The 21,331-nt window shown below is 59.1% G+C and carries 17 protein-coding genes; 6 read left to right on the top strand and 11 right to left on the bottom strand.

Annotation, left to right across the window (positions count from 1 at the left end):
• The first annotated feature begins 234 nt into the window (after positions 1-234).
• The gene (locus AAAX77_RS02930) at positions 235-1,266 is read left to right on the top strand and encodes a 3-deoxy-7-phosphoheptulonate synthase (protein WP_254881682.1); all 1,032 of its coding nucleotides are present in this window, start codon (positions 235-237) and stop codon (positions 1,264-1,266) included.
• 652 nt (positions 1,267-1,918) lie between these two features.
• Here AAAX77_RS02930 and AAAX77_RS02925 read toward each other — a convergent pair.
• Together AAAX77_RS02925 and AAAX77_RS02920 are read right to left on the bottom strand one after the other, a co-directional pair.
• Positions 1,919-4,120 (bottom strand): ABC transporter permease, encoded by a 2,202-nt coding sequence (locus tag AAAX77_RS02925; RefSeq protein ID WP_349104717.1) that lies wholly within the window; start codon positions 4,118-4,120, stop codon positions 1,919-1,921.
• Entirely contained in the window at positions 4,110-4,880 is a 771-nt protein-coding gene (locus AAAX77_RS02920) for an ABC transporter ATP-binding protein (protein WP_155813824.1), read from the bottom strand. The genes AAAX77_RS02925 and AAAX77_RS02920 overlap by 11 nt, the downstream gene beginning before the upstream one ends.
• A 163-nt stretch (positions 4,881-5,043) precedes the next feature.
• Here AAAX77_RS02920 and vsr point away from each other — a divergent pair, with 163 nt between their 5' ends.
• On the top strand, positions 5,044-6,033 hold the full coding sequence (gene vsr / locus AAAX77_RS02915; RefSeq protein WP_349104715.1) for a DNA mismatch endonuclease Vsr: 990 nt from the start codon (positions 5,044-5,046) through the stop codon (positions 6,031-6,033).
• A gap of 704 nt (positions 6,034-6,737) precedes the next feature.
• Here the strand turns inward: vsr and AAAX77_RS02910 are convergent.
• Complete coding sequence (locus AAAX77_RS02910; RefSeq protein WP_022095149.1) at positions 6,738-7,595, bottom strand: class II fructose-bisphosphate aldolase; 858 nt, start codon at positions 7,593-7,595, stop codon at positions 6,738-6,740.
• A 335-nt stretch (positions 7,596-7,930) separates the two neighbouring features.
• Between AAAX77_RS02910 and AAAX77_RS02905 the strand changes: the two genes are divergently transcribed.
• On the top strand, positions 7,931-8,734 hold the full coding sequence (locus AAAX77_RS02905; RefSeq protein WP_349104713.1) for a DeoR/GlpR family DNA-binding transcription regulator: 804 nt from the start codon (positions 7,931-7,933) through the stop codon (positions 8,732-8,734).
• Between the two features lie 65 nt (positions 8,735-8,799).
• Here AAAX77_RS02905 and AAAX77_RS02900 read toward each other — a convergent pair whose 3' ends face one another.
• Positions 8,800-9,960: an MBL fold metallo-hydrolase gene (locus AAAX77_RS02900; RefSeq protein ID WP_349104712.1), complete on the bottom strand. Its 1,161-nt coding sequence runs from the start codon at positions 9,958-9,960 to the stop codon at positions 8,800-8,802.
• A gap of 129 nt (positions 9,961-10,089) precedes the next feature.
• Entirely contained in the window at positions 10,090-11,076 is a 987-nt protein-coding gene (locus tag AAAX77_RS02895) for a LacI family DNA-binding transcriptional regulator (protein ID WP_349104727.1), read from the bottom strand.
• 383 nt (positions 11,077-11,459) lie between these two features.
• Here AAAX77_RS02895 and AAAX77_RS02890 point away from each other — a divergent pair, with 383 nt between their 5' ends.
• The 3 genes from AAAX77_RS02890 (at position 11,460) to AAAX77_RS02880 (ending at position 15,898) form a co-directional block, all read left to right on the top strand.
• Entirely contained in the window at positions 11,460-12,665 is a 1,206-nt protein-coding gene (locus AAAX77_RS02890; protein ID WP_349104710.1) for a galactokinase family protein, read from the top strand.
• Positions 12,656-14,284 (top strand): UDP-glucose--hexose-1-phosphate uridylyltransferase, encoded by a 1,629-nt coding sequence (locus AAAX77_RS02885; RefSeq protein ID WP_349104709.1) that lies wholly within the window; start codon positions 12,656-12,658, stop codon positions 14,282-14,284. The genes AAAX77_RS02890 and AAAX77_RS02885 overlap by 10 nt, the downstream gene beginning before the upstream one ends.
• A 312-nt stretch (positions 14,285-14,596) precedes the next feature.
• Entirely contained in the window at positions 14,597-15,898 is a 1,302-nt protein-coding gene (locus AAAX77_RS02880; protein ID WP_349104708.1) for an AAA family ATPase, read from the top strand.
• A gap of 267 nt (positions 15,899-16,165) precedes the next feature.
• Here AAAX77_RS02880 and AAAX77_RS02875 read toward each other — a convergent pair whose 3' ends face one another.
• From AAAX77_RS02875 to AAAX77_RS02850, 6 genes are all read right to left on the bottom strand, one after another.
• Complete coding sequence (locus AAAX77_RS02875; protein ID WP_349104706.1) at positions 16,166-17,101, bottom strand: hexose kinase; 936 nt, start codon at positions 17,099-17,101, stop codon at positions 16,166-16,168.
• Between the two features lie 56 nt (positions 17,102-17,157).
• Positions 17,158-18,039 (bottom strand): aldose 1-epimerase family protein, encoded by an 882-nt coding sequence (locus tag AAAX77_RS02870; protein WP_349104705.1) that lies wholly within the window; start codon positions 18,037-18,039, stop codon positions 17,158-17,160.
• 203 nt (positions 18,040-18,242) lie between these two features.
• Complete coding sequence (gene lacB / locus AAAX77_RS02865) at positions 18,243-18,767, bottom strand: galactose-6-phosphate isomerase subunit LacB (RefSeq protein ID WP_006234831.1); 525 nt, start codon at positions 18,765-18,767, stop codon at positions 18,243-18,245.
• 63 nt (positions 18,768-18,830) lie between these two features.
• On the bottom strand, positions 18,831-19,259 hold the full coding sequence (gene lacA / locus AAAX77_RS02860) for a galactose-6-phosphate isomerase subunit LacA (RefSeq protein ID WP_006234830.1): 429 nt from the start codon (positions 19,257-19,259) through the stop codon (positions 18,831-18,833).
• 307 nt (positions 19,260-19,566) lie between these two features.
• The gene (locus AAAX77_RS02855; RefSeq protein ID WP_349104704.1) at positions 19,567-20,589 is read right to left on the bottom strand and encodes a hypothetical protein; all 1,023 of its coding nucleotides are present in this window, start codon (positions 20,587-20,589) and stop codon (positions 19,567-19,569) included.
• A 285-nt stretch (positions 20,590-20,874) separates the two neighbouring features.
• The gene (locus AAAX77_RS02850) at positions 20,875-21,213 is read right to left on the bottom strand and encodes a PTS lactose/cellobiose transporter subunit IIA (protein WP_006234827.1); all 339 of its coding nucleotides are present in this window, start codon (positions 21,211-21,213) and stop codon (positions 20,875-20,877) included.
• Between the last annotated feature and the right edge of the window lie 118 nt (positions 21,214-21,331).

The following is a 21,331-nucleotide window of genomic DNA, read 5'->3' as shown; positions in this document are numbered from 1 at the left end:
TTTTTGCCCACAGGGTATTTCCTAGGGAACCGACAACAGCCTTAGGGTCCCGCGCGGCGCCGCTCCCTCCCGGCATCCGCCGACGTTTCCCCAGATAAAACCTGCCAAAATAAACCTGTCTCTTTTTGGTAGGTTTCGGGGTGACAAGGACTTGCACTTTAGCGTGCGACAGCGGATAATGCCGAGCATTCGACAACACGCTTATTGCTCTTTCTATAGATTGAGGAGACCCCTATGGCCATGGAATTCAAACGCAGGCTGCCGATCCCCATGGAGATCCGCGAGGAAATGCCGCTTTCTGCCGAGCTTACCGCCAAAAAGCAGGCATTTGACGCCGAGGTCGCCAAAGTCTTTACCGGCGAGGACGCACGTAAGGTGCTCATCATCGGCCCGTGCTCTGCCGACCGCGAGGATTCGGTGCTCGAGTACATGAACCGACTGGCCAAGACCGCCGAGGAGGTCAAGGACAAGCTCATCGTCATTCCGCGCGTCTACACCAATAAGCCGCGCACCAAGGGCACCGGCTACAAGGGTCTTCTGCACAACCCCAACCCCGAGGCTCCCGACGACCTGCTCGAGGGCGTCAAGGCCATCCGCCACATGCACCTGCGCGTCATCGAGGAGACCGGCTTCTTTACCGCCGATGAGATGCTCTATCCGTCCAACTACCAATACCTCGTTGACCTGCTGAGCTATGTTGCCGTGGGCGCACGCTCGGTCGAAAACCAGGAGCATCGCCTGGTGTCGAGCGGCATTTCGGTACCCGTCGGCATGAAGAATCCCACTGCCGGCTCCACCACCGTTATGCTCAACTCCATTTACGCCGCGCAGGCGCACCAGAGCTTCATCTTCCGCAACTGGGAGGTCGAGTGCGACGGCAACCCGCTCGCACACGCCGTTATGCGTGGCTACATCGGTCTCGATGGGCGCACCTACCCCAACTACCACTACGAACACCTGGAACGCCTGGCCGAACGCTATACCGAGCATGCCGGCTATGCCAATCCGGCAGCGGTCATCGACTGCAACCACGACAACTCGGGCAAGCGCCCGCTGGAGCAGTACCGCATTTGCAAGGAGGTGCTCGACAGCTGCCGCCGCAACGAGTCCATCTCCAAGCTGGTCAAGGGCTTTATGATCGAGTCCTACCTGGAGGACGGCAACCAGCCGGTCGACGGCGGTGTCTTTGGCAAGTCGATCACCGACCCGTGCCTGGGCTGGGAAAAGACCGACTACCTCATCCACGAGATCGCGGAGCGGGTGTAGGTTACGGCGTTTTACCAAACGCCGTAACGGCTCGACGCTGCGCCTTTGGTTCCGCCGTTCTAACGAACGGCGGACCGCTCGACGCTGCAAACGCCCCTAAGCGAGCAATCTGACGTTCAATCGTCGGTTGCGTACCAAAGTACGCTTCCCTCCTCTTTCACGTCACCTTGCTCGCTTAGGGGCGTTTTCGCTGACTTATGCTCAACCTACGATAATTCCAAACTGGGTGAGTTACTCACTGTAGCGGGTGGCTATGGCGGCTCGAGGGTAGTCATTGGGGACGTTCTTGTTTGACTAGTCGTTTAAGAACGTCCCCAACGACTACCTGCCAAAAAGGGACAGGTTTATTTTGGTAGGTTTTATCTGGGCAAACGTCCAAACCGCCGTAAGGGAGTTGCCTTCCCTCGTGGCGGTCTTCTAGCAGAAAAACCAAGTGAGTAGGCTTTTTGCAGAAGGCCGATCACGCCCTAAAACGCCACAGCTCTAACCTGCGGTTTCATCGATCATTTGTCGCGATGTGCTCGGCAGGTTCAAAAAAGTCTACTCACTTGTATCTGAGACGCACCAGATTGGCAAAAACCGCCGCGAAAGGGCCCCTGGTCCCTTCGCGGCGGTCATACGCCTCTAATTTTGCGACGGTTTTGCCCGCTTGTTACTCGCTGTAGCGGGTGGCTATGGCGGCTTGTACCATGCCGGTGCTCATGAGGTAGGTCACCAGGAAGTAACCGCCGTAGGCTGCCAGGAAGATTGCACAGGTGAGGCCCACGGTGCCGCCGATGCTCATATTTCCGAATATGCTCACTATCTCGATGATCACCTTAAGTGCCACAAAGGAGTGTGCCAGGCCCACTGCCAGCGGGAACAGGAAGAATACCGCTTGCTGTGCCATCACCGAATGGCGAATCTGGCGGTCGTCGCAGCCAATCTGTGCCAGCACACGATAGCTGCGGCTGCCGTCGGCCACGTTGGAGAGTTGCTGGATCGACAGAATCGCCGCGCATGCAACGACCAATACAAAGCCGATGTAGATGGCTAGGTAGCTAATAAGACCGTTCATTTGCGCTGCCTGCGTGTACATCTCGGAGCGTGTGATGAAGGTTCCCCACGACCCCGGCTCCTTGCCGTCAACGAGCAGATTGTCGAGCACAGTGTATTTAATACTCTCGTCTGCCTCGGTCGTATCCATCCCCTGTTTGTAGTTAACGAGCAGGCTACTGGAATACGGCTGCAGATTAAGTTGGGACAACAGCTCGTCGGAAACGACGACGGTACCCGGATTGCTGCCCATCGCCGAGTTGGCGATGGCCGCCGTATCTTCGTCCGACTTATCGGTTGCGGGCTTGAGCTCATGCCCGCCCAAGGTAAGGGCATGGCCGCCAGCCATATACTTGGTGTACATGTCGACCAGCTCGCCGCCCATATCACATGTGAGCAGATACTGGTCGTGACCGATGTGCACCGGCTCCTCGCCCATCATCTGGCGCAGCTTGTTGTACTGACTTGCCGGCGTCACAAACAGACCCATCGCATCGGCATTGCTACCCCCGAACGCCTTGGGAAGCTTTTCGCCCATGATCTTGCACATCTCACTTGGAGTCACCGAAGGATTCGAGCCGCCAAGCGGGTAACTCAGATACGAATCGATCTGCACATGCTCGCCGGCAACATCGGCGATATTGACCTTCTTGCCGGTCTCGTCGTTGTTGTCCGCCGACTTGCCCTTACCGTGCCATGCGGGGTACAAATCGACCGTACTATCGGCCAGCACCATGCGATCGGCTTCAGACGGATTGACATACTCTTTGTAGTAGTCGAGCGTATCGGGCGTGTAATAGGCATACGTCTGAGACACGTCAACAGGGTTATAGCGCTCCAGGTTTTCGTTCATCACGTTGGCAATCGACATACCGCACGTCACCGAGGTGATGGCCAAAAACAGGAGCATCGCAATGACGCCCATCGAAAAGCACACCGTGTTGACCTTGGCCGCAAGCTGGCGCACGGTAAACATGTTGAGGCCGCGCCAATACACGCCGCGCAGGCTCTGCAGCAGCTTGATGAGCATGCCCGAGAGTCCCCAGAACAGGGCAAAGGTGCCCACGGTAACCATAGCGGTCGTAATACCAAACTGGGTCATGGCCTCTTGCAGCCTGCTGTCCGTCGCGGTTAGCGGGAACCCATCACGTAGCAGACGGTAATAGGCCACGCCCACAAGCACCACGCCCACGGCAAAGATGGCAATCGCGATCCAGGGGTTGCGTGTCTTGATGCTCTCGTTGCGACGCTCGGCACCCATAAGCTCGATGAGTTTGGTACGACGCACGACGCGAAGGTTCAGCAGTAGCGTGAGCACAAACATCACGAGCATGCAGGCAAGGGTCAGGTTGAACGCATGCACCGAGAAAAAGAAGTGGAAATTGGCGATCTGTGTCTTAAAGAGCGAGGCCGTAAAGAACGTCATGAGCTGGGAGAGTCCCACACCCAGCACAATGCCGGCGACAAAGGCCACAACCGAGACGATCACCGTCTCGAGCGCCATGATCGTGGCGACGCGCCCGCGCCCCATGCCGAGCACCTGGTACAGGCCAAACTCCTTCTTGCGGCGTTTCATGATGAAGTTATTGGCATACACCATCAAAAAGGCCATGACACCGGCCAAAAAGTACGTCAGGTCGCCGAGCATGCTGCCCATAACCTGCGCCAAGCCCTTTTCATCGATGCCGGCGATGTCGACTTGCATCGAGATGGTGTTAAAGGCATAGAAGACCGTGACGCCCAGGGTGAGCGTCAAAAGGTAGACGAGGTAGTCGCGGCCGGCGCGGCGGACGTTACCCCAAGCGAGTTTACAGAGCATCGGAGCCCTCACCGCCCATCATGGCAACGACCTCCATAATGCGGTCGAAGAACTCTCGGCGGTCGGTGTCGCCGCGGCGCAGCTCGGTGAAAATCTTGCCGTCGCGGATAAACAGCACGCGGCTCGTGTAGCTGGCGGCAAAGCTGTCGTGCGTGACCATGAGCACGGTGGCGCGTAGGCGGCGGTTAAGGGCCTCCAGGCTCTCGAGCAGCAGGCGAGCGCTCTTGGAATCGAGGGCGCCGGTGGGCTCGTCGGCCATGATCATGGTGGGGTCGGTGACGAGCGCGCGAGCCGCGGCAACGCGCTGCTGCTGACCGCCGGACATCTGGTAGGGATACTTGTCGAGCACCTGACTGATGGACAGACGCGCGGCCACATCCTGCACGCGGGTCGAGATCTCTGCCGAGTTTGTGCGGGCGATGGTGAGCGGCAGGGCGATGTTCTCGCGTGCCGTGAGCGTATCGAGCAGGTTGGAGTCCTGGAAGATAAAGCCGAGCTCCTCGCGGCGGAACTGCGAAAGCTTAGCCTGCTTCATGCGCGTCACGTCCTGGCCGTTGATGCGGATGGTGCCGCTCGTGGCGCTATCGATGGTCGAAACGCAGTTGAGCAACGTCGACTTGCCCGAGCCCGAGGCGCCCATGATGCCAACGAATTCGCCGCGGTTGACGGTAAAGCTGACGTCGTTGAGCGCGCGGGTCACGTTGCCCAGCGCTCCATATACCTTTTCGAGATGCGCGACCTCCAGTACCGGGGTCGCCATGTGCGTGGTTTGCATACCGAGTCCTTTCTTGCGATTAGTCTACGGCATCTATAGTCGCAAGAAGTCGAGTCGGCTACCATCGATATGGCTTACGCTTGCCTTACCGTTGTGTAAGGCACGGGTAGCTACCCTGCCACGTGTTGATGCTGAGAGAGGACTCCTGTTGAAGACTGTTCATGTTGCCGCTGGGATCATTCGCAAGGAAGGATCCGATGAGCTGCTTGCCGTGCAGCGCGGCTATGGCGACATGCAGGGACTTTGGGAGTTCCCCGGTGGCAAGCTCATGCGCGGCGAGACGCCCGAGGACGCCGTACGACGCGAGCTCATGGAAGAGCTGCAGGTCAAAGTCACCAACCTGCGCGATTTTTACACCGTTGAGTATGACTACCCCGATTTTCATCTCTCAATGGAGTGTTACTACTGCTCGCTGGCTAAAGAATCCGATGAGCCCCAGAAGCACGACCGCCAGCTCGATATCCGCTGGATTCCGCGCACCTCGCTTGCCACCGTTGAGTGGATGCCCGCCGACAAAGGGCTTATCGATGCTCTGATTGAGTTGAGGGAAGACCGGCTTAAGGCCAACAGCACTGCCAAAGATGCCGACGCCGCCACGGCCAACGAGCCCGCCACCAAACCCAAGCGCGCACCTAAGCGCCGCAGCAAGAAGCGTCCCAAGCCCGGCCTGCTCGACGGCATAGATACCTCGGACCTCTCCGCTGACGAGCGCGAACTGGTCCGCCGTCGCGCCGCCATCAAAAAGTCCATGAAGGGCAACAAACGCGCCAACACCAAGCCCGAGCTGCTCGTACGACAGCGCCTGCGCGCCGCAGGCCTTACGGGGTACCGTCTGGAATGGAAGGTGCCCGGAAAACCCGACATCGCCTTCCCCGGCCGCAAAATCGCCATCTTCGTCAACGGCTGCTTTTGGCACCGCTGCCCCAAATGCAACCCTAGCCAGCCCAAGCGCAACGTTGAGTTTTGGGAGGCAAAGTTCCGTCGCAACGTCGAGCGCGACCGTGCCGCCGTGGCAGCGCTCACCGAAATGGGCTGGACGCCCATAACCATCTGGGAATGCGAACTCAAAAAAGACCGCATCGACGCCACCATGGAAAAGGTCATCGAACAGGTGCGGGCTGCAGAGCCGCAGCGCTAACAGCGAGCATTCACACGCTCCGCACGTCTGCGCCACATCCACGTCACAAACCTTAGAAAGCCCTTAAGCTCCCAACCTTTCAAGAGTGTTACTCGATGCCTCTGACCTGCAGTTTCATCGTAACACCAAACCAGGTTAAGCCTTTCTTTAGCGCTTCTTTGCAGCAGCCGCGGCATAATACTGCCAACGCACGGGACCTAGCAGCACACCCCGTGCGCAACCTTTTGGTGGACATCGAGGAGGCCGCATAAGCATGCATTCTTCCAATGCCGTAGCACGGCAGCCATCCCTGAAACATGCAAACCTTTTCTCCTTCCCCCCGACACAGAGGAACGACCTCCTCGACTCCCCCACCACAATAGCCAAACGCTCAACCGATCAGAGCCACAACTTGCAAGCATCGTTCGAAAAGCTCCAAGCATCCCTAGACAAAACCTTCCCCAACCAAGCCCGGGCATACTAACCCCTCATCAACAAAGAAGCCCTGACGCCCCACCCCTTTCCGCCCTAACGCCACAAGGGCGACGACCTCGAGTAGGTCAACCTGGGAGGGACGAGGGCTTAGTTCCCCAATCTTTCCGCAGGGGGCAAAAAGCCTCGCCGCACGAAGTGCGCAGCGAGGCTTTTTGCATGCCCGAGGACGATTGGGGAACTAAGCCCTCGTCCCTCCCCGGGATATGTAGCGAGTCGGAGTACCCTTGCTGTTACTCTGCTTTGCCCACAGAGTTGAGGTTGGTCATGCGGATCTTAACCAGCTCGGTGATCTCACGCATGCCCTCCTTGGCCGGCTTCTTGGGATCGAAGCAGGCGGGGTTCTCGGCCATGTAGGCCATGAAGCCCTTGGTGTAGGCCTGACGCAGCTCGGTGGCGTAGTTGACCTTGCAGATGCCGTTCTTCACGGCCTCGGCAACCTGCTCATCGGGCACACCGGAGGTGCCGTGCAGAACCAGCGGCACGTCGACGGCGTCGCGGATGGCCTTGACCACGGACTGCTCGATGTGCGGATCGCTCGTGTACACGCCGTGGCTGGTGCCAACGCCAATAGCCAGCGAGGTGCAGCCAGTGCGCTCGACGAACTCCTTGGCCTCGGCAGGATCGGTGTAGGGGCTCTCGCCCTCAACCGCGGGACCGTCGTCCTCCTTGCCGCCAACCTTACCGAGCTCAGCCTCGACGGGCACGCCCATAGCGCGGCCAGCGTCGGCGACGGACTTGGTCAGGGCGATGTTGTCCTCGAAGGACTCGTGCGAGCCGTCGATCATGACAGAGGTGTAGCCAGTGCGGAAAGCCTGCATGCAGCGGTCATAGCCATCGCCGTGATCGAGGTGCAGAGCGACGGGCACGGAAGCGCGCTCGGCGGCAGCCTTGACCATGCCGTAGAAGTAGTCCAGGCCAGCGGTCTTAATGGTGCCCGGGGTAGTCTGCATGATGACGGGGGACTTGGTCTCCTCGGCAGCGGCCAGAACGGCCATAACAAACTCGAGGTTCTCGACGTTGAACGCGCCGACGGCGTAGTGGCCGGCCTGAGCGTCCTTGAGCATCTTTTCGGTGGTAACAAGTGCCATGAGCGTTTGCTCCTCTCCCTCGCCCGCATCTGGACATCGGGCGTAGTTGTTCACAAGGCGTTTTACCTTGCGTTTTACTGCGCCCATTGTATGAAATTCGACGGCTTCGCACGTACGAGATATCACCGGTACGCAGGTCAAGATGCTCGTTTTTGAAAAGCAAACGGAAGAGATTCGCGCCGGATTCCTCTATACGACATTGAAGTTTTCAAGCGGATCATCTTTCTTTTATAGAAAAGATAAGTAATCGAAAGGTGTTTTCTTACTCAAAAAGAAAATGAACGAAAATAGAGTCAACACAATTCCTGCAAATTTCGGTTGAGAATGGAGCAGCTATGGCCCATGCGACAACCCGAGCCTTCGCCGATGAGCGTCGTGCCGCCATCATGGAGATGCTCGAACATAACGCCTCGGTGCAGGTAGCCGAAATCGCCCAGACCTTTGGCGTGTCCTCCGTCACCGCCCGCGCCGACCTGGACGCGCTCGCCGAGTCCGGCAAGCTGCGCCGCACGCATGGTGGCGCCGTGTCGCTCCAGAAGCGGCTGACCGTATCTACCCAGGATCGCCGTATTAACGTCAATGTCGCCGCCAAACAAGCCATCGCACAAAGCGCCATCGAGCTCGTCAATGACGGCGACACCCTGCTCGTCGACTCGGGCACCACGGCGCTCGAGTTCGTCCGGCTCCTCGATCAGCGCGACGGTATCACCGTCATCACGGCAGACATTACCATTGCCGATTACATCGACGAGAGCATGCCCTCAGTCGATGTCGTCATGCTGGGCGGGGCACTGCGCAAAGGCCATCGTTATTTGTACGGACCGCTCACTATGCAGGCGCTCCAAATGGTCCATGCCGATCTGGCCGTCATGTGCCCCGGCGCCTTTGTCCCCCGTTGCGGCTTTACGACCGACTTTCCCCAGATGGCCGAGACCAAAACGGCTATGGTCGGTGCCGCCCGTCAAAGCGTCGCCCTCATGGACGCCAGCAAGGTCAACGGACGCGGCATGTACCGCTTTGCCGAGCTTGCCGACGTTGACACCATCGTGATGGACCGTGATCCCGACGAGGCCGTCGCCACCTCAATCGCCGAGATCGTCGACGACGCCCGCCCAAATCTCCTCATCGCCGGCGCTTAAACAAAAACCACCACAAAGGTGCCTGTCCCCTTTGTGGTGGCTGTGCGTCAAAAGCGAACGTGTCGCTACTTGGAAAGCTCGTCGGCGAGAGTCTCAATCTGAGCGCGCGAGGCGTCGTTGAGCGAGCCCAGCACGGTCACCTTGTTCTGCGCCAGGGTGATGTCCTTCATGCCCTCGAGCTCCTTGGTCATAACCTTGGCGGCAGCGGGCGCCCAGGAGCCGGCCTCAACGAGTGCCACCGTACGGTTCTGATAGGCGTGCTCGGCAAGCGTGTGGATAAAGGTGCTTATGAACGGGAAGATCTCGCCCTGATAGGTGATGGAAGCGAGCACCAGGCGGTCGTAGCGGAACGCATCCTCAACAGCCTCGGCCATATCGTCGCGAGCCAGGTCAAAGACGGAAACCTTCTGGCCGCGAGCCTCAAGCGCAGATGCAAGCTCCTCAACGGCAGCCTTCAGATGGCCGTACACGCTCGCATAGGCAATCGTGATGCCCTCGTCCTCGGGCTGATAGCTCGACCAGGTGTTATAGGTGTCGAGGTAGTAGCCCAGGTTCTCGGTCAGCACGGGGCCGTGGAGCGGGCAGATGATCTGGATGTCCAGGTCTGCGGCCTTCTTGAGGACGGCCTGCACGAACTTGCCGAACTTGCCGACGATGCCAAAGTAGTAGCGGCGCGCCTCGCAAGCCCACCCTTCCGGATCCTCGATGTCGTTGGCGCCAAACTTGCCAAAGCCGTCGGCACTAAAGAGCACCTTGTCGGTGGACTCGTAGGAGAAGAGCACCTCGGGCCAGTGCACGTTGGGGGCGCCGACAAACGTCAGGCTGTGGCCGCCCAGGTCGAGCACGTCGCCATCTTTGACGACCATCTTGCGCTCGGGGAAGTCGGTGCCAAAGTAGTTGACCATCATGCGGAAAGCGCCCATGCTTGCCACAATCTGCGCCTGGGGATAGCGCTCCATAAAGGCGGCAATACCGGCGGAGTGGTCGGGCTCCATGTGATGGACAACCAGATAGTCGGGCGTACGGCCATCGAGCACGGCCTCGAGGTTGCCGAGCCACTCGTCGACAAAGCCAGCGTCGACCGAATCGGCGACAGCGATTTTATCGCCCAAGATAACGTAGCTGTTATATGCCATACCGTTCTCGGACACGTCGTACTGGCCCTCGAACAGGTCAATGTCGTGATCGTTGACGCCAATGTAGCGGATATCCTTGGTGATCTCCATCAGGCAAAGCCTCCTAGATAGACAAAAGAACCCGTCTATCATAACACTCGCCTTTAGAGCCACGCCTATCTGCCGGCATCCTTACCGATTGTTATTGAAATGCGATAAAGCGCCGTTGACCTGCAAAAATTATGCGTGCGTAGCTGCCGTGGTATGTCGAATAATGAGCTGGCCGGGAATACGAATGGCAACGGTTTTGCCCGCCGTACCCGCCTCGGGAACCGCATGCTCAAACACCTCGCGTCCGCGTTGATGTAGATCGAATCGCACGGTCGTGAGCTCGTTGTGTGCCACAAAATCATCGAGTGAATCGTCGACGCCCACCACGCTCACGTCCTCGGGCACGCGCAGACCGCTATCGCGCAGCGCTGCAATTGCGCCATTTGCCATCTGGTCGTTTGCCGCGTAAATCGCCGTCATGGTGCGATCGTGCTCGGCTAGGTACCTGCCAGCCTCGTAGCCGCTGTTGGCAGACCAGTCGCCCTCGAGCGGCTCTGCCGACTCGATGTGATTACGCTCGAGTACATCCTGCCAACCGGCGCGACGAAATTGCTCGTCGACCGAGAACGACGGGCCGCCAATATAGCGAATTTGCTCGTGCCCCAGCTCAAACAGGTGATCCATAAGCAATAGCGAGCAGCCGTAATGATCGGAGTCGACCGTGGTCACCCGCGGGTGCGCGTACATGGTAACGATGACCGTGCCAATGCCCGGCAGTGGATCAAACGTCTCAAAATCGGGTGCCATGCGACTCATGCCGATGATGATGCCGTCCACCGGCAATGCGGCCATACGACGCGTGGCCTCGGCAAGCGAAAACTCCTCGGTCTTGGACATCTCGACCAGCGTGATGGCGCAATTATGCTCGCGAGCAGCGCTGGCGATGCCATCGATCATTGAGAGGTTGCCAAACTTGGTGACATCGTTGACGCACAGGCCGACCGAATGGTAACGGCCGTCGCGCAGCGAGCGACCGGCATAACTCGGACGAAAGCCGAGCTCCTGCATAGCAGTCTGCACGCGCTGGCGTGTCTGCTCGTTAACGTTGGGCAAGCCGTTGGCGACGCGCGAAACCGTCTGCTGCGAAACGCCAGCAGCGCGGGCGACGTCGGCCATGGAGACCGGACGCGAACCTGTATCGTTGGAAGGGCGCCTTGCCACAAAATCACCTTCACCCTTGCGAGATCTGAATAGCGTGAATACCGGCTCGAACGGAAACACGCCCCGCACCGAGGCCCGCTATCGTCGGACGCATGTTAACGTACTCTACTTTTTCTATCTGCATCTCTTCTGCTTTATAAGTCCATACGGCAGTACCGTTCACGGCTGTATTTCTACCGATTACCGGATTCTCAAAAAGTGACAAGCGTTGTGTTATGAGTACGTTAACATAGCCCGTAACGTGCGGTATCGTGAACACTTGGTTCATGCCGCTTCAAGTTGTTAACGTACTCATAATGACGCAAAACTCACCCTCGCGCGCCAAGGAAAGGACTCCCATGACCACCCCCGACGATAAGACATTCGCCACGCTCACCAAGCTGTTTGAGGAGGAGTTTGGCCCCGTCGGCGACCGCCAGGTGCTCTACGTGCACGCGCCCGGCCGTTCCGAGATCAGTGGCAACCACACCGACCACGAGGGCGGCCACGTTATCGCCGGCTCGCTCGATGTCGCTGTCGACGGCATCGCCGTGGCAACTGACTCCAACAAGGTCCGCGTTGCCGACGAGGGCTACCCCACCTTTGAGATCGCGCTCGACACGCTGGATGTTCAGGAATCCGAGAAAGGCACGTCCGCAAGCCTCGTCCGCGGCATGGCCCACGAAATCGCTGCTCTGGGCGTTGAGCCCCAGGGCTTCGACTTCGCCTTCACCTGCTCCGTCCCCTCGGGCGGCGGCCTTTCCAGCTCTGCTGCTGTCGAAGCGGCGTACGGTCGCGCCATGGAGACGCTCTGGGGCGCACCCGACATCGAGCCCGTCGCGCTCGCCCAGATGAGCCAGCGCACCGAGAACAACTATTACGGCAAGCCCTGCGGTCTGATGGACCAGGCCGCCGTTTGCCTGGGCGGCCTCGCCTACATGGACTTTGAGGATCAGGCCCAGCCTAAGACCCAGAAGCTCGAACTCAACTTTGAGGATCACGGCTACGCGCTCGTGCTCGTTAAGGTTGGCGCCGACCATGTGGCCGCCACCGACGACTACGCCGCCGTTCCGCGCGAGATGCAGGACGTCGCCGCCGAGTTTGGCAAGGCACGCCTATGCGAGGTCGACGTTGCCGACTTTGACGCCAAGCTCCCCGAGCTGCGCGCCAAGCTGGGCGACCGCGCCTGCCTGCGCGCCGTTCACTACTGGTACGAGAACGGCCTGGTCGATAAGCGCTGGGCTGCCCTGAACGCCGGCGACATCGACCAGTTCCTGGTCCTGACGCGCGAGTCCGGCGCCAGCTCTGCCATGTACCTGCAGAATGTTGTTGCCAAGCTGGGCTCCGAGCAGCCTTCCATGTATGCCCTGGCACTGGCCGAGCATGTACTCGACGGCCGCGGCGCCGTCCGTATCCACGGCGGCGGCTTTGGTGGCACCATCCAGGCCTTTGTGCCGCTCGATCTGGTCGACACCTTTATTACCAAGATGAACAGCTGGCTGGGCGAGGGCTCTGCCCGCCACTACGCGATTTCTGACAAGGGGGCTTACGCGGCATGGCTGTAATGACTGATGTGCGCGAGGCCGCGCAAGGCCTGATTGAGTATGCCATCCATCGATCGATGATCGGTCAGGACGATCGCATCTGGGCATACAACACTATTCTCGAGTGCATCGGTGCTACGGGCCCGGCGCTCGACATGACCTGGGCGCTCCAGGTCGAGAAACTCTCGCTCTTGCACCCCGATACCCTGCCCGATTTTGACCTGGAGGGCACGCTTGCCGCGCTTTCCGAGGCTGCCGTTGCCAACGGTGCTGCCGAGGACACGGCGTCGGGCCGCGACCGCATCGCCATGCGCATCATGGGCGCGCTCATGCCGAGGCCTTCGGTTGTAAACGAGGAGTTCAACGGACGTATAGGCGTCAACGAGCCCCGCGCCGCGACCGACTGGTTCTACGGCCTGTGCTGCGACGCCGGCTACGTGCGCCGCGCCGCTATCGCGCGCAACATCAAATGGAGCACCCCCACCAACTGGGGTGACCTGGAGATTACCATCAACCTGTCCAAGCCTGAGAAGGACCCGCGCGATATCGCCGCGGCCGGTGTGGCCAAGAACACGGGCGAGAAGTATCCCGCCTGCCAGCTCTGTATCGAAAACGAGGGCTATCCAGGACGCTCCGCAACAGCCGACGGCGGCGCCCACCCCGCCCGTCAGAACCTGCGCGTTATCCCCATTCAGCTCGACGGCGAGCGCTGGGGCTTCCAGTACAGCCCGTACGCATACTTTAACGAGCACTGCATTGCTATGAGCTCCGAGCATCGCCCGATGCACGTCGACCGCAAGGGGCTGACCTGCCTGCTCGACTTTGTGGACCTGTTCCCGCACTACTTTATTGGCTCCAACGCCGACCTGCCCATCGTGGGCGGCTCAATTCTGTCGCACGACCACTTCCAGGGCGGCGCACACGAGTTCCCCATGATGCATGCCGCCGAGGTCTCGCAGTTTAGCGTGCCCGGATTTGACCAGGTCAGCGGCACCGTGCTGCAGTGGCCGCTCTCGGTGCTGCGACTGCGCTCGCATGACCGTGCTCAGCTGCTCGACGCTGCCGAGAAGATTATCCTCGTTTGGCGCGAGTGGACCGATGAGTCGGTTGGCGTCGTCGCGCGCACAGCCGACGGCGTTGCGCACAACACCGTGACGCCCGTCATCCGCCGTGTCGACTCCCGCGGCAATGCTGGCGGCGAGATCTACGAGGCCTACCTGGCGCTTCGCTGCAACATCACGACCGACGAGCATCCGTTGGGCGTTTTCCACCCGCATGCCGAGTATCACCATATTAAAAAGGAAAACATCGGCCTGATCGAGGTCATGGGCCTGGCCATTCTTCCGCCGCGCCTGGTTCCCGAGCTCGGCGCTGTCCGCGAGCATCTGCTGGCAGCCAAGGCCGATGCCAGCTACGACCTTGCCGGTGCACTCGAGGGCGATGATCTATGCCGCAGCCACGCCGCATGGGCCGAGGATGTCTATGCCCGCCGCGTCAACGAGCTTACGGCCGACAACGCCATCGATATCCTGCACGAGGAGGTCGGCGTGGTGTTTGGCCACGTGCTCGACAACGCCGGCGTCTTTAAGTGGGACGAAGCCGGCCGCGCCGCCCAACAGCGCTTTATCGACTCGCTATAGAGCACGGGCCCGAACGTTCAACAGCAGCCCGCACGACATAACCACCTACACGACAACGGTGCCCGCCGGCAACATCGCCGACGGGCGCCGTTTTCTGATGCAAGGGTAACTAATTTGCACCAAAACAAGGAGTGTCCCAAACTGCCGGCAGAAAAAGAACGTCCCCAGATGCCTACCTAAACCCTCACATTATTCGATGGAAAAACGTGATTGCCTCCCACATTATTCGATGGAAAGACGTGGTTCATTCCCACATTTTTCAATGGAAAGACCAAAACAGTCTTATACTAACCATGATCGTTAGGAGGCAGTATGCAGCGACAGCTAATGGACGCACTCATCGCTTGGAAATCTAGGGCAAACCGCAAGCCCCTCCTGCTTAAGGGGGCCCGCCAGACGGGAAAAACCTGGCTTCTTAACGAATTCGCAGGCCAGCAGTATCAAAACGTCATCCGCTTTGACTTTATGCTCGAACCGGGCGCACGTTCGCTGTTCGACGGAAGCCTTGACCCCAAACGCATCATCTCCCAGATAGAGCTCCTGCGCGGCCAGACCATAACGCCGACAGACACGCTCATCATCTTCGACGAAATCCAAGAGGCACCGCGTGGCATCACCTCGCTCAAATACTTCAACGAGCTGGCGCCGGAATACCATATCGTGGCAGCCGGCTCCTATATGGGGCTCGCGCTCCGACGCGAAAACGAGTCGTTCCCCGTCGGCAAGATCGACCAGCTCACCATGCGCCCCATGGGGTTTGTCGAGTTCGTTCGTGCCGTCGATGGCGATCCGCTCGCAGATGCCATCCTTGCCGCAGACATGGACCTGCTGACAAACGTTTCCGAAAAGCTCGAGCGCCTGCTCAAGGAATACCTCGTTGTCGGTGGCCTGCCAGAAGTTGTCTCCGCTTTCTCCGCCTCCCACGATTTCATCGAGGCCCGCAGGCTTCAGCAGCAAATCATCGAAGCTTATGAATCCGATTTTGGCAAGCATGCGCCAGCCCGCATCGTCGAGCGCATGAGGCTGGTTTGGAAATCCCTTCCCGGCCAACTCGCAAAGGAAAACAAGAAGTTCGTCTACGGTGCGCTCCGTCCCGGGGCGCGCGCACGCGATTTTGAGGAAAGCCTCCAGTGGCTCATGGACTATGGAATCGTTCATAAGGTACCACGTGTTTCCGCCCTAAGAGCACCGCTCACAAGCTACGAGGATCTCTCGGGCTTCAAGCTGTTCTGCATCGACACCGGCATCCTCGGAGCACTCTCCGGCCTCTCGCCAGCCATTGTTCTGAACGGGCCCGCTGTTTTTACGGAGTTCAAAGGCTCGCTGACCGAGCAATACGTCGCACAGGAGCTTTTGCTCCAAGGCAATACTCCCGCGTATTGGTCATCCTCCTCCGGCAATGCAGAGACTGACTTTGCCGTCGACCATGCGGGGACCGTGCTTCCGCTCGAGGTCAAGGCGGCAGAGAACCTCAAAGCAAAGAGCCTGAGGATTGCCTGCGAGAAGTTCAAGCTCGAGCGCTGCGTGAGAACATCGTTAGCGGCATATAGAGACGAAGGCACGCTCGTCAACATTCCGCTCTGGGAGATTGGGCAAATCGACAAGCTGGCATAGGCGCTGTGGAGGGGGTGTCCCGTAAGGAGTGTCCCAAACTGCCGGCAGAAAAGGAACGTCCCTATCTGCCGCATTCATTTAAGAACGTCCCCAATGACCACGCCGATGTTTTGGCCACGACAGCGAAAGCCCGCCAAAGCGAGCAAGGTGCCTTGAAGCGAGGCGGCATTGACCTTCTGGTCATGCCGCCGAAGCTGAAAGGCAGATTGCCGCTCTGGCGGGCTTGCAGCGTCGGCTGGTTACGCGGTTTGGTAAAACCGCGTAACTCTAAAGCTCCGTTACTTCAACGTTGTTGAAGATCTCATCCCAGCGGTCCATGACCAGGTGGCCGGTCTTGGGATCCATGGCGTTGAGCTTGCCGCAGGTATTGGCGGTCTTGAGCACCGTGACGTCGTCGGCACCAGCAGCAATGGCATGCGCAAAACCGGCGATGGTCGAGTCACCGGAACCCGTCGCGTTCACAGCCGCAATCGCGGGCGTCTTGGCGCGGAACGCGCGGCCCTCATGGAAGCCCACCGAACCGGCAGCGCCCATCGAAACGACAACCCAGGGGATACCGGCAAAACGGTCATCGGCGGCAAGCGCCTCGCGCAGGGCATCGACATCATCGGTCGTAAAGGACGTACCCAGCAGGCCGTTAATCTCGGTCAGGTTGGGCTTTACGAGCTCAGGCTTAGCGTCGGACTCAAGCGCGGCCTCCAGCGATGCACCCGAGGTGTCGAGCAGCACCTTGGCGCCCGCCTCCTCGGCGATCTTGACGAGCTCGGCATAGTAGCCGGCATCGACGCCGCGCGGCAGCGAGCCCGAAAGCGTCACAACGTCCGCCTTCGCTGCAAGCTCGGCGAACTTGGCCGTAAAGGCCTCGAGCTCGGCCGGGGCGATCTGCGGGCCGCTCTCCAGCAGCTCGGTCTGGTTGCCCTCGTGCAGGATATTCAGGCAGACGCGCGTCTCGCCAGCGATGGGCACAAAGTCGTTCTTGACGCCATCGGCATCCATGAGCTCGGCCATATAGGCACCCATGTGACCGCCGAGCAGACCGGTCGCGAGCACATCGTCGCCCAACTGCAGCAGCACACGGCTCACGTTGAGGCCCTTGCCGCCAGCGGTCTTTTCGGGCGTCACACGGTTAACATCGTCGATGATCAGCTTATCGAGCTGATAGCGCGTATCAATCGACGGGTTCATGGTAACGGTCAGAATCATATTGAACTCCTGTTTCCGGGGCACGACACGCGCGGCCCCAAACATACGATAGCTCGTTAAAGGATCTCGATCTCAAAGCCGCGGGTGACGGTCTCCCCCGGCTTGGCCACCAGGCAGCCGCGCTTGTGCTCCAGAATATCGTCCTCGTCGGAGCAGGTGGACAGGCCGCCCCACGGTTCCACGGCCACAAAGTCGCCCTCGGGCTTGCTCCACACAATCAGGTACGGCATATCGGGGAACGTCAGGCGCACGCCCTTGTCCTCGGTCTTCTTGGTCAGCGTAACCACGCGGCTCTCGAGCACGTCAAAGATGGTCTCCGCGAAGTCGAAGAGCTCGTGGGTCAGCGGCAGGTTCTGGTCGATCATGGGGTTCTTGCTGCGATGCTCAACATCAATCAGACCCGTCGAAGGAACGGCAGTACAGAGCTCGGCGGCCTCGCGCTGATCAAAATGGAGCTCGTAGTCGTCATAGGACTCGCCCTCGTCAAGCGGGCACTTAAAGCCAGGGTGACCGCCCACAAAGAACGGCATGTCCTCGGTGCCCTCATTGGTCACCTCGTACGACACGGCCACCTTAGCCGCATCGATCGTGTAACGAGCAACGATCTTAAACGGATACGGGTACTGCTCGAGCAACTCGGCATGGTCGGCAGAGCTTAGACTCAGCGCAACCATGTTGTCGCTCTGCTCCTCGAGCTTCCACTCCTGTTTGCGCGCAAAGCCGTGGCGGGCGAGCTTAACCTCGCGGCCGCCCATGGTCATTGCGCGACCGTCACGAAGGCCGCCGCAGATCGGGAAGCAAATGGGTGCTTGGCCCGACCAGACCGCCGGGTCACCCTGCCACAGGTACTCACGGCCGTTGGCCGCAATAGAAGTGAACGATCCGCCAGCCGTGCTCAACGCAATGCGGACAGAGCCGTTATCAAGAACAAACTCCATGGGAATCTTCTCCTTCACATATCATCTCGCACGATCCATTGTGAACGTCGTGCCTTTAGCAGAAAGGTAATGAGGCAGCGCCGCAAACAAAAGAACAATGCACGTCCAGCCCGCTGGGCCAATTGGGCTGATAGAAAACCGGCCCGCGCCCCATCACAGAAACGCGAGCCATCAACGGACTAGTTAATTACGCCGGATACCCGCTAATCGTGGTACTCGCCGCGGTCCCACTTCTCGAGGAACTCGTCAAAGAAGTGCGGGTCAGCCTGAGCCTCGGCGTCGGCCTTATTGCAGGCATCGATCTTGGCGATCAGGGCATCGTGCTCGGGGGTCTTCTCGTAGGGCTCCTCCAGGAAGGCAAGCATGATATCGGCCATCAGGAACTCGCCGGTGATCTTGCCGCCAAAGCCCACGATGTTGGCGTTGAGCTCGCGACGAGCGTACAGGGCAGAGGTCATGTCGCGGACCAGGGCGCAGCGGGCGCCGGGAACCTTGTTGACGGCGTTGGTGATGCCGATGCCGGTGCCGCACAGGGCCACGCCAAAGTCGGCCTTGCCGCTGGCAACAGCCTCGCCCACGGCCTTACCGTAGATGGGATAGTGCGTACGGGTGTGGCTGTAGGTGCCGCAGTCGAGCACCTTGTAGCCAGCCTGCTCCAGGCGGTCGGCCAGATAGATCTTCTCGTCCGTAACGATATGGTCGCAACCGATTGCGATGGTCTTCTTCATCAGAACGTCCTTTCGTCTGAATTCACAAGTTGAGGTAGAAGTTCGAGTTCTCGGTGGCTCTCGTTAGGCCATCTTGTTGAGCATGTCGACACGGATCTGGTGACGGCCGCCGGCGTACTGTGCACGCAGGAACTCGCGGGCGATCTTCTTGGCGACCTCGGTGCCCACAACGCCCGGGCCCATGGTGACCATGCGCGAGCCGTTGTGCTCGCGGGTCATGTAGGCGGAACGCTCGTCGGAAATGTTGGCGACGACCATGCCCTTGATCTTGACGGCGGCCATATAGGAGCCGACGCCGTACTTATCGAATGCGAAGCCCTGGGAATCCTTGTGCTCCAGCAGGTCCTTGGCAACGGCGGTCGCGGAATCGACAAAGTCCGCGGCAGGGGTCTCGGAATAGTCGACGACCTCGTGACCGTCGGCGATGAGCATCTCCTTGATGGACTCCTTCATCGACATACCGTCGGCATCGGAAGCGATTACAACCCTCATGACATCCTCCTTGAGAGATACGCAGGTGCGTAGTTTCTGTTTGGAAGTGTTGAATCGCGTTCAGGTCCGGGCATCTGAATGTGCGGTTCTTCACTGTTCGTGTTTATTTGAACACATTCGAACATCAACTGCAAGAATTATTTGTTTATCTTTGTTCTTTTTTGAACAAATACCGTTTACGGATGATTGCTGACCGTTTGGGCCCGGCACGGACGTAGCGACCATGTGTTCAACAAACAAAAGGGCGGCCGAGAACGTGTCTCGGCCGCCCTTCTTACAGTTGATCTTCCAAAGAACGCTTTGCCGCCTACTCAGACTGCCTGCCCTTCTTGGCGTGCTTGGACGGAGCACCCAGAAAGCGGCCCGTCAAATAGTTCGCCGGGCCGGAAATATCGATCCCCAGCAGCACGTGTCCTAGCCACAGGAACGCCACGAGCACCAGCAGCGGGATAACGCACGAGGTCACGATCATCACGATGACGCCTTCAATCAGATTGGTCACCTGCTGCACGATCTCGTCGGTCATCTGCTTGGCGCCGCTGGTCACCGACGTAACAAGGCTCGATGCTCCATCAGTCAACTGCTCGAGCACGTTTTTGGACTCCGTGGCCTCGGATTTTTTCTTGTTCGATTTTGAGCTGGTCTCGGCTGACTTGTCCGTGGTGTCGGCCGCGTCCGCAGCCTTTTGCTCAGCCGCCTCGATGCTAACGCGATATGTTTCGTCGACCTTCTGCGACACCCAAACGCTTGCAGGCACCAACGCCATGCCAATTATGGCGACCACCAGCACACGCGTTGCCACGCGGCGAATGACCGCGCTCGTGCTCCAGCGTCCGTGAATGCCAAGCGACACCGCGAAGAGTACGAGCGAGAACGGAATCAGGATGCCCAGCCCGACCGACCATAAAATGGTCAGCAGATATTTTTCGAGGTAGAGCACGGCAAGCACGATACCCAAGTTTCCCGAAAGCTGCGCGAGCTGCTCGGCAACTGGCGTTCCCGTATCGCCCGGCAGCGCAGTGATACCCGCAGATAGGGCGACGCACGAGGTTGTGAGCGTCAAAACATTGCCCTTCTTTTGATCGATGACCTCGATGGTGGAGTCCCAAGTCTTGGTATCGGCAAAATGCGGACGAGCTACAAAGCCCGACAACAGCGCCAGTACCACGAGCGCAACGATAAAGCCAATCTGCAGCTTTTTGTTTGCGCACACGACATCGGACAGGCTGGGCTGCAGCTCGGTTACCGTCGTATGCTCGGTTATCTGGACAGGACGCCCACGAGCCATCTCGCGCGCATCTGTCTTTTGAATCAATCCGTTGTCCGGCATTTGGACACCTCCTCATTCCGGCCTGCATTGCGGATGGAAGTATACCCACCCATCGAAAAACCGAACGGGAGGGCGTGCAGAAGCTCCAAGACTGCCCCCAACGACTAGTCGTTTAAGAACGTCCCCAATGACTGTCTCGGGATGAGTTGCGGTGGAATAGGGATTGTTTTGCGCCCGCCGGCCCCTATTCAGTCCCCATTTCACCGCAACTTGGAGGAGGACAGAAAAAGCCCTGTCGCGGGTAGCGGCAGAGCTTTTGGAAGGGGACTTGGTTGTGAGGGCTCGTTAGGCGAGCTTGGCCTCGAGCTCGGCGATACGCTTGTAGGCATCGATGGTAAAGCGGGTCTGCTTCTCCAGGATCATAGTGGTCATGAGGGTGTCCTGAGCGTGAGCCATGATGAAGGTCATCTCCATCTCGCCACCGCCGGCCTCCTGCGAAAGCAGTTTGGTCTGCGTGTCGTGGGCACCGATGAGCGCATCGCTGGCATCCTTGTGCAGCTGTTCGGCCTTCTCAAAGTCACCCTCGCGAGCAGCATCGAGCGCTGCAAGCAGATCGGTCTGGGCGTCACCTGCGTATGCGACGATCTCGAATCCAACCATCGAGATTTCTTCTTTGGTTGCCATATTGCGTTCCTTTCACATATGAACCAATGGAGAGCATCGCGTCCGGGCATACGCGCTGCGTTGTGTATGACAGAAACAATAACATTCAAACAAAAAAGAACATCGCAAAACGTAATTT

The sequence above is a fragment of the Collinsella sp. CLA-ER-H6 genome (assembly GCF_040092305.1).
In the GTDB taxonomy this organism is placed as follows: Bacteria; Actinomycetota; Coriobacteriia; order Coriobacteriales; family Coriobacteriaceae; genus Collinsella.
The sequence above is the reverse complement of the archived record's forward strand: the minus strand, read 5'-3'. Positions and strand labels throughout refer to the sequence as shown.

What these genes read in the sequence shown, in the direction of transcription:
- AAAX77_RS02930 (WP_254881682.1), top strand. Translation starts at nt 235, where the DNA reads ATGGCCATGGAATTCAAACGCAGGCTGCCGATCCCCATGGAGATCCGC.
- AAAX77_RS02925 (WP_349104717.1), bottom strand. Translation starts at nt 4,120, where the DNA reads ATGCTCTGTAAACTCGCTTGGGGTAACGTCCGCCGCGCCGGCCGCGAC.
- AAAX77_RS02920 (WP_155813824.1), bottom strand. Translation starts at nt 4,880, where the DNA reads ATGGCGACCCCGGTACTGGAGGTCGCGCATCTCGAAAAGGTATATGGA.
- AAAX77_RS02910 (WP_022095149.1), bottom strand. Translation starts at nt 7,595, where the DNA reads ATGGCACTTGTTACCACCGAAAAGATGCTCAAGGACGCTCAGGCCGGC.
- AAAX77_RS02905 (WP_349104713.1), top strand. Translation starts at nt 7,931, where the DNA reads ATGGCCCATGCGACAACCCGAGCCTTCGCCGATGAGCGTCGTGCCGCC.
- AAAX77_RS02900 (WP_349104712.1), bottom strand. Translation starts at nt 9,960, where the DNA reads ATGGAGATCACCAAGGATATCCGCTACATTGGCGTCAACGATCACGAC.
- AAAX77_RS02895 (WP_349104727.1), bottom strand. Translation starts at nt 11,076, where the DNA reads ATGGCCGACGTCGCCCGCGCTGCTGGCGTTTCGCAGCAGACGGTTTCG.
- AAAX77_RS02890 (WP_349104710.1), top strand. Translation starts at nt 11,460, where the DNA reads ATGACCACCCCCGACGATAAGACATTCGCCACGCTCACCAAGCTGTTT.
- AAAX77_RS02885 (WP_349104709.1), top strand. Translation starts at nt 12,656, where the DNA reads ATGGCTGTAATGACTGATGTGCGCGAGGCCGCGCAAGGCCTGATTGAG.
- AAAX77_RS02880 (WP_349104708.1), top strand. Translation starts at nt 14,597, where the DNA reads ATGCAGCGACAGCTAATGGACGCACTCATCGCTTGGAAATCTAGGGCA.
- AAAX77_RS02875 (WP_349104706.1), bottom strand. Translation starts at nt 17,101, where the DNA reads ATGATTCTGACCGTTACCATGAACCCGTCGATTGATACGCGCTATCAG.
- AAAX77_RS02870 (WP_349104705.1), bottom strand. Translation starts at nt 18,039, where the DNA reads ATGGAGTTTGTTCTTGATAACGGCTCTGTCCGCATTGCGTTGAGCACG.
- lacB (WP_006234831.1), bottom strand. Translation starts at nt 18,767, where the DNA reads ATGAAGAAGACCATCGCAATCGGTTGCGACCATATCGTTACGGACGAG.
- lacA (WP_006234830.1), bottom strand. Translation starts at nt 19,259, where the DNA reads ATGAGGGTTGTAATCGCTTCCGATGCCGACGGTATGTCGATGAAGGAG.
- AAAX77_RS02855 (WP_349104704.1), bottom strand. Translation starts at nt 20,589, where the DNA reads ATGCCGGACAACGGATTGATTCAAAAGACAGATGCGCGCGAGATGGCT.
- AAAX77_RS02850 (WP_006234827.1), bottom strand. Translation starts at nt 21,213, where the DNA reads ATGGCAACCAAAGAAGAAATCTCGATGGTTGGATTCGAGATCGTCGCA.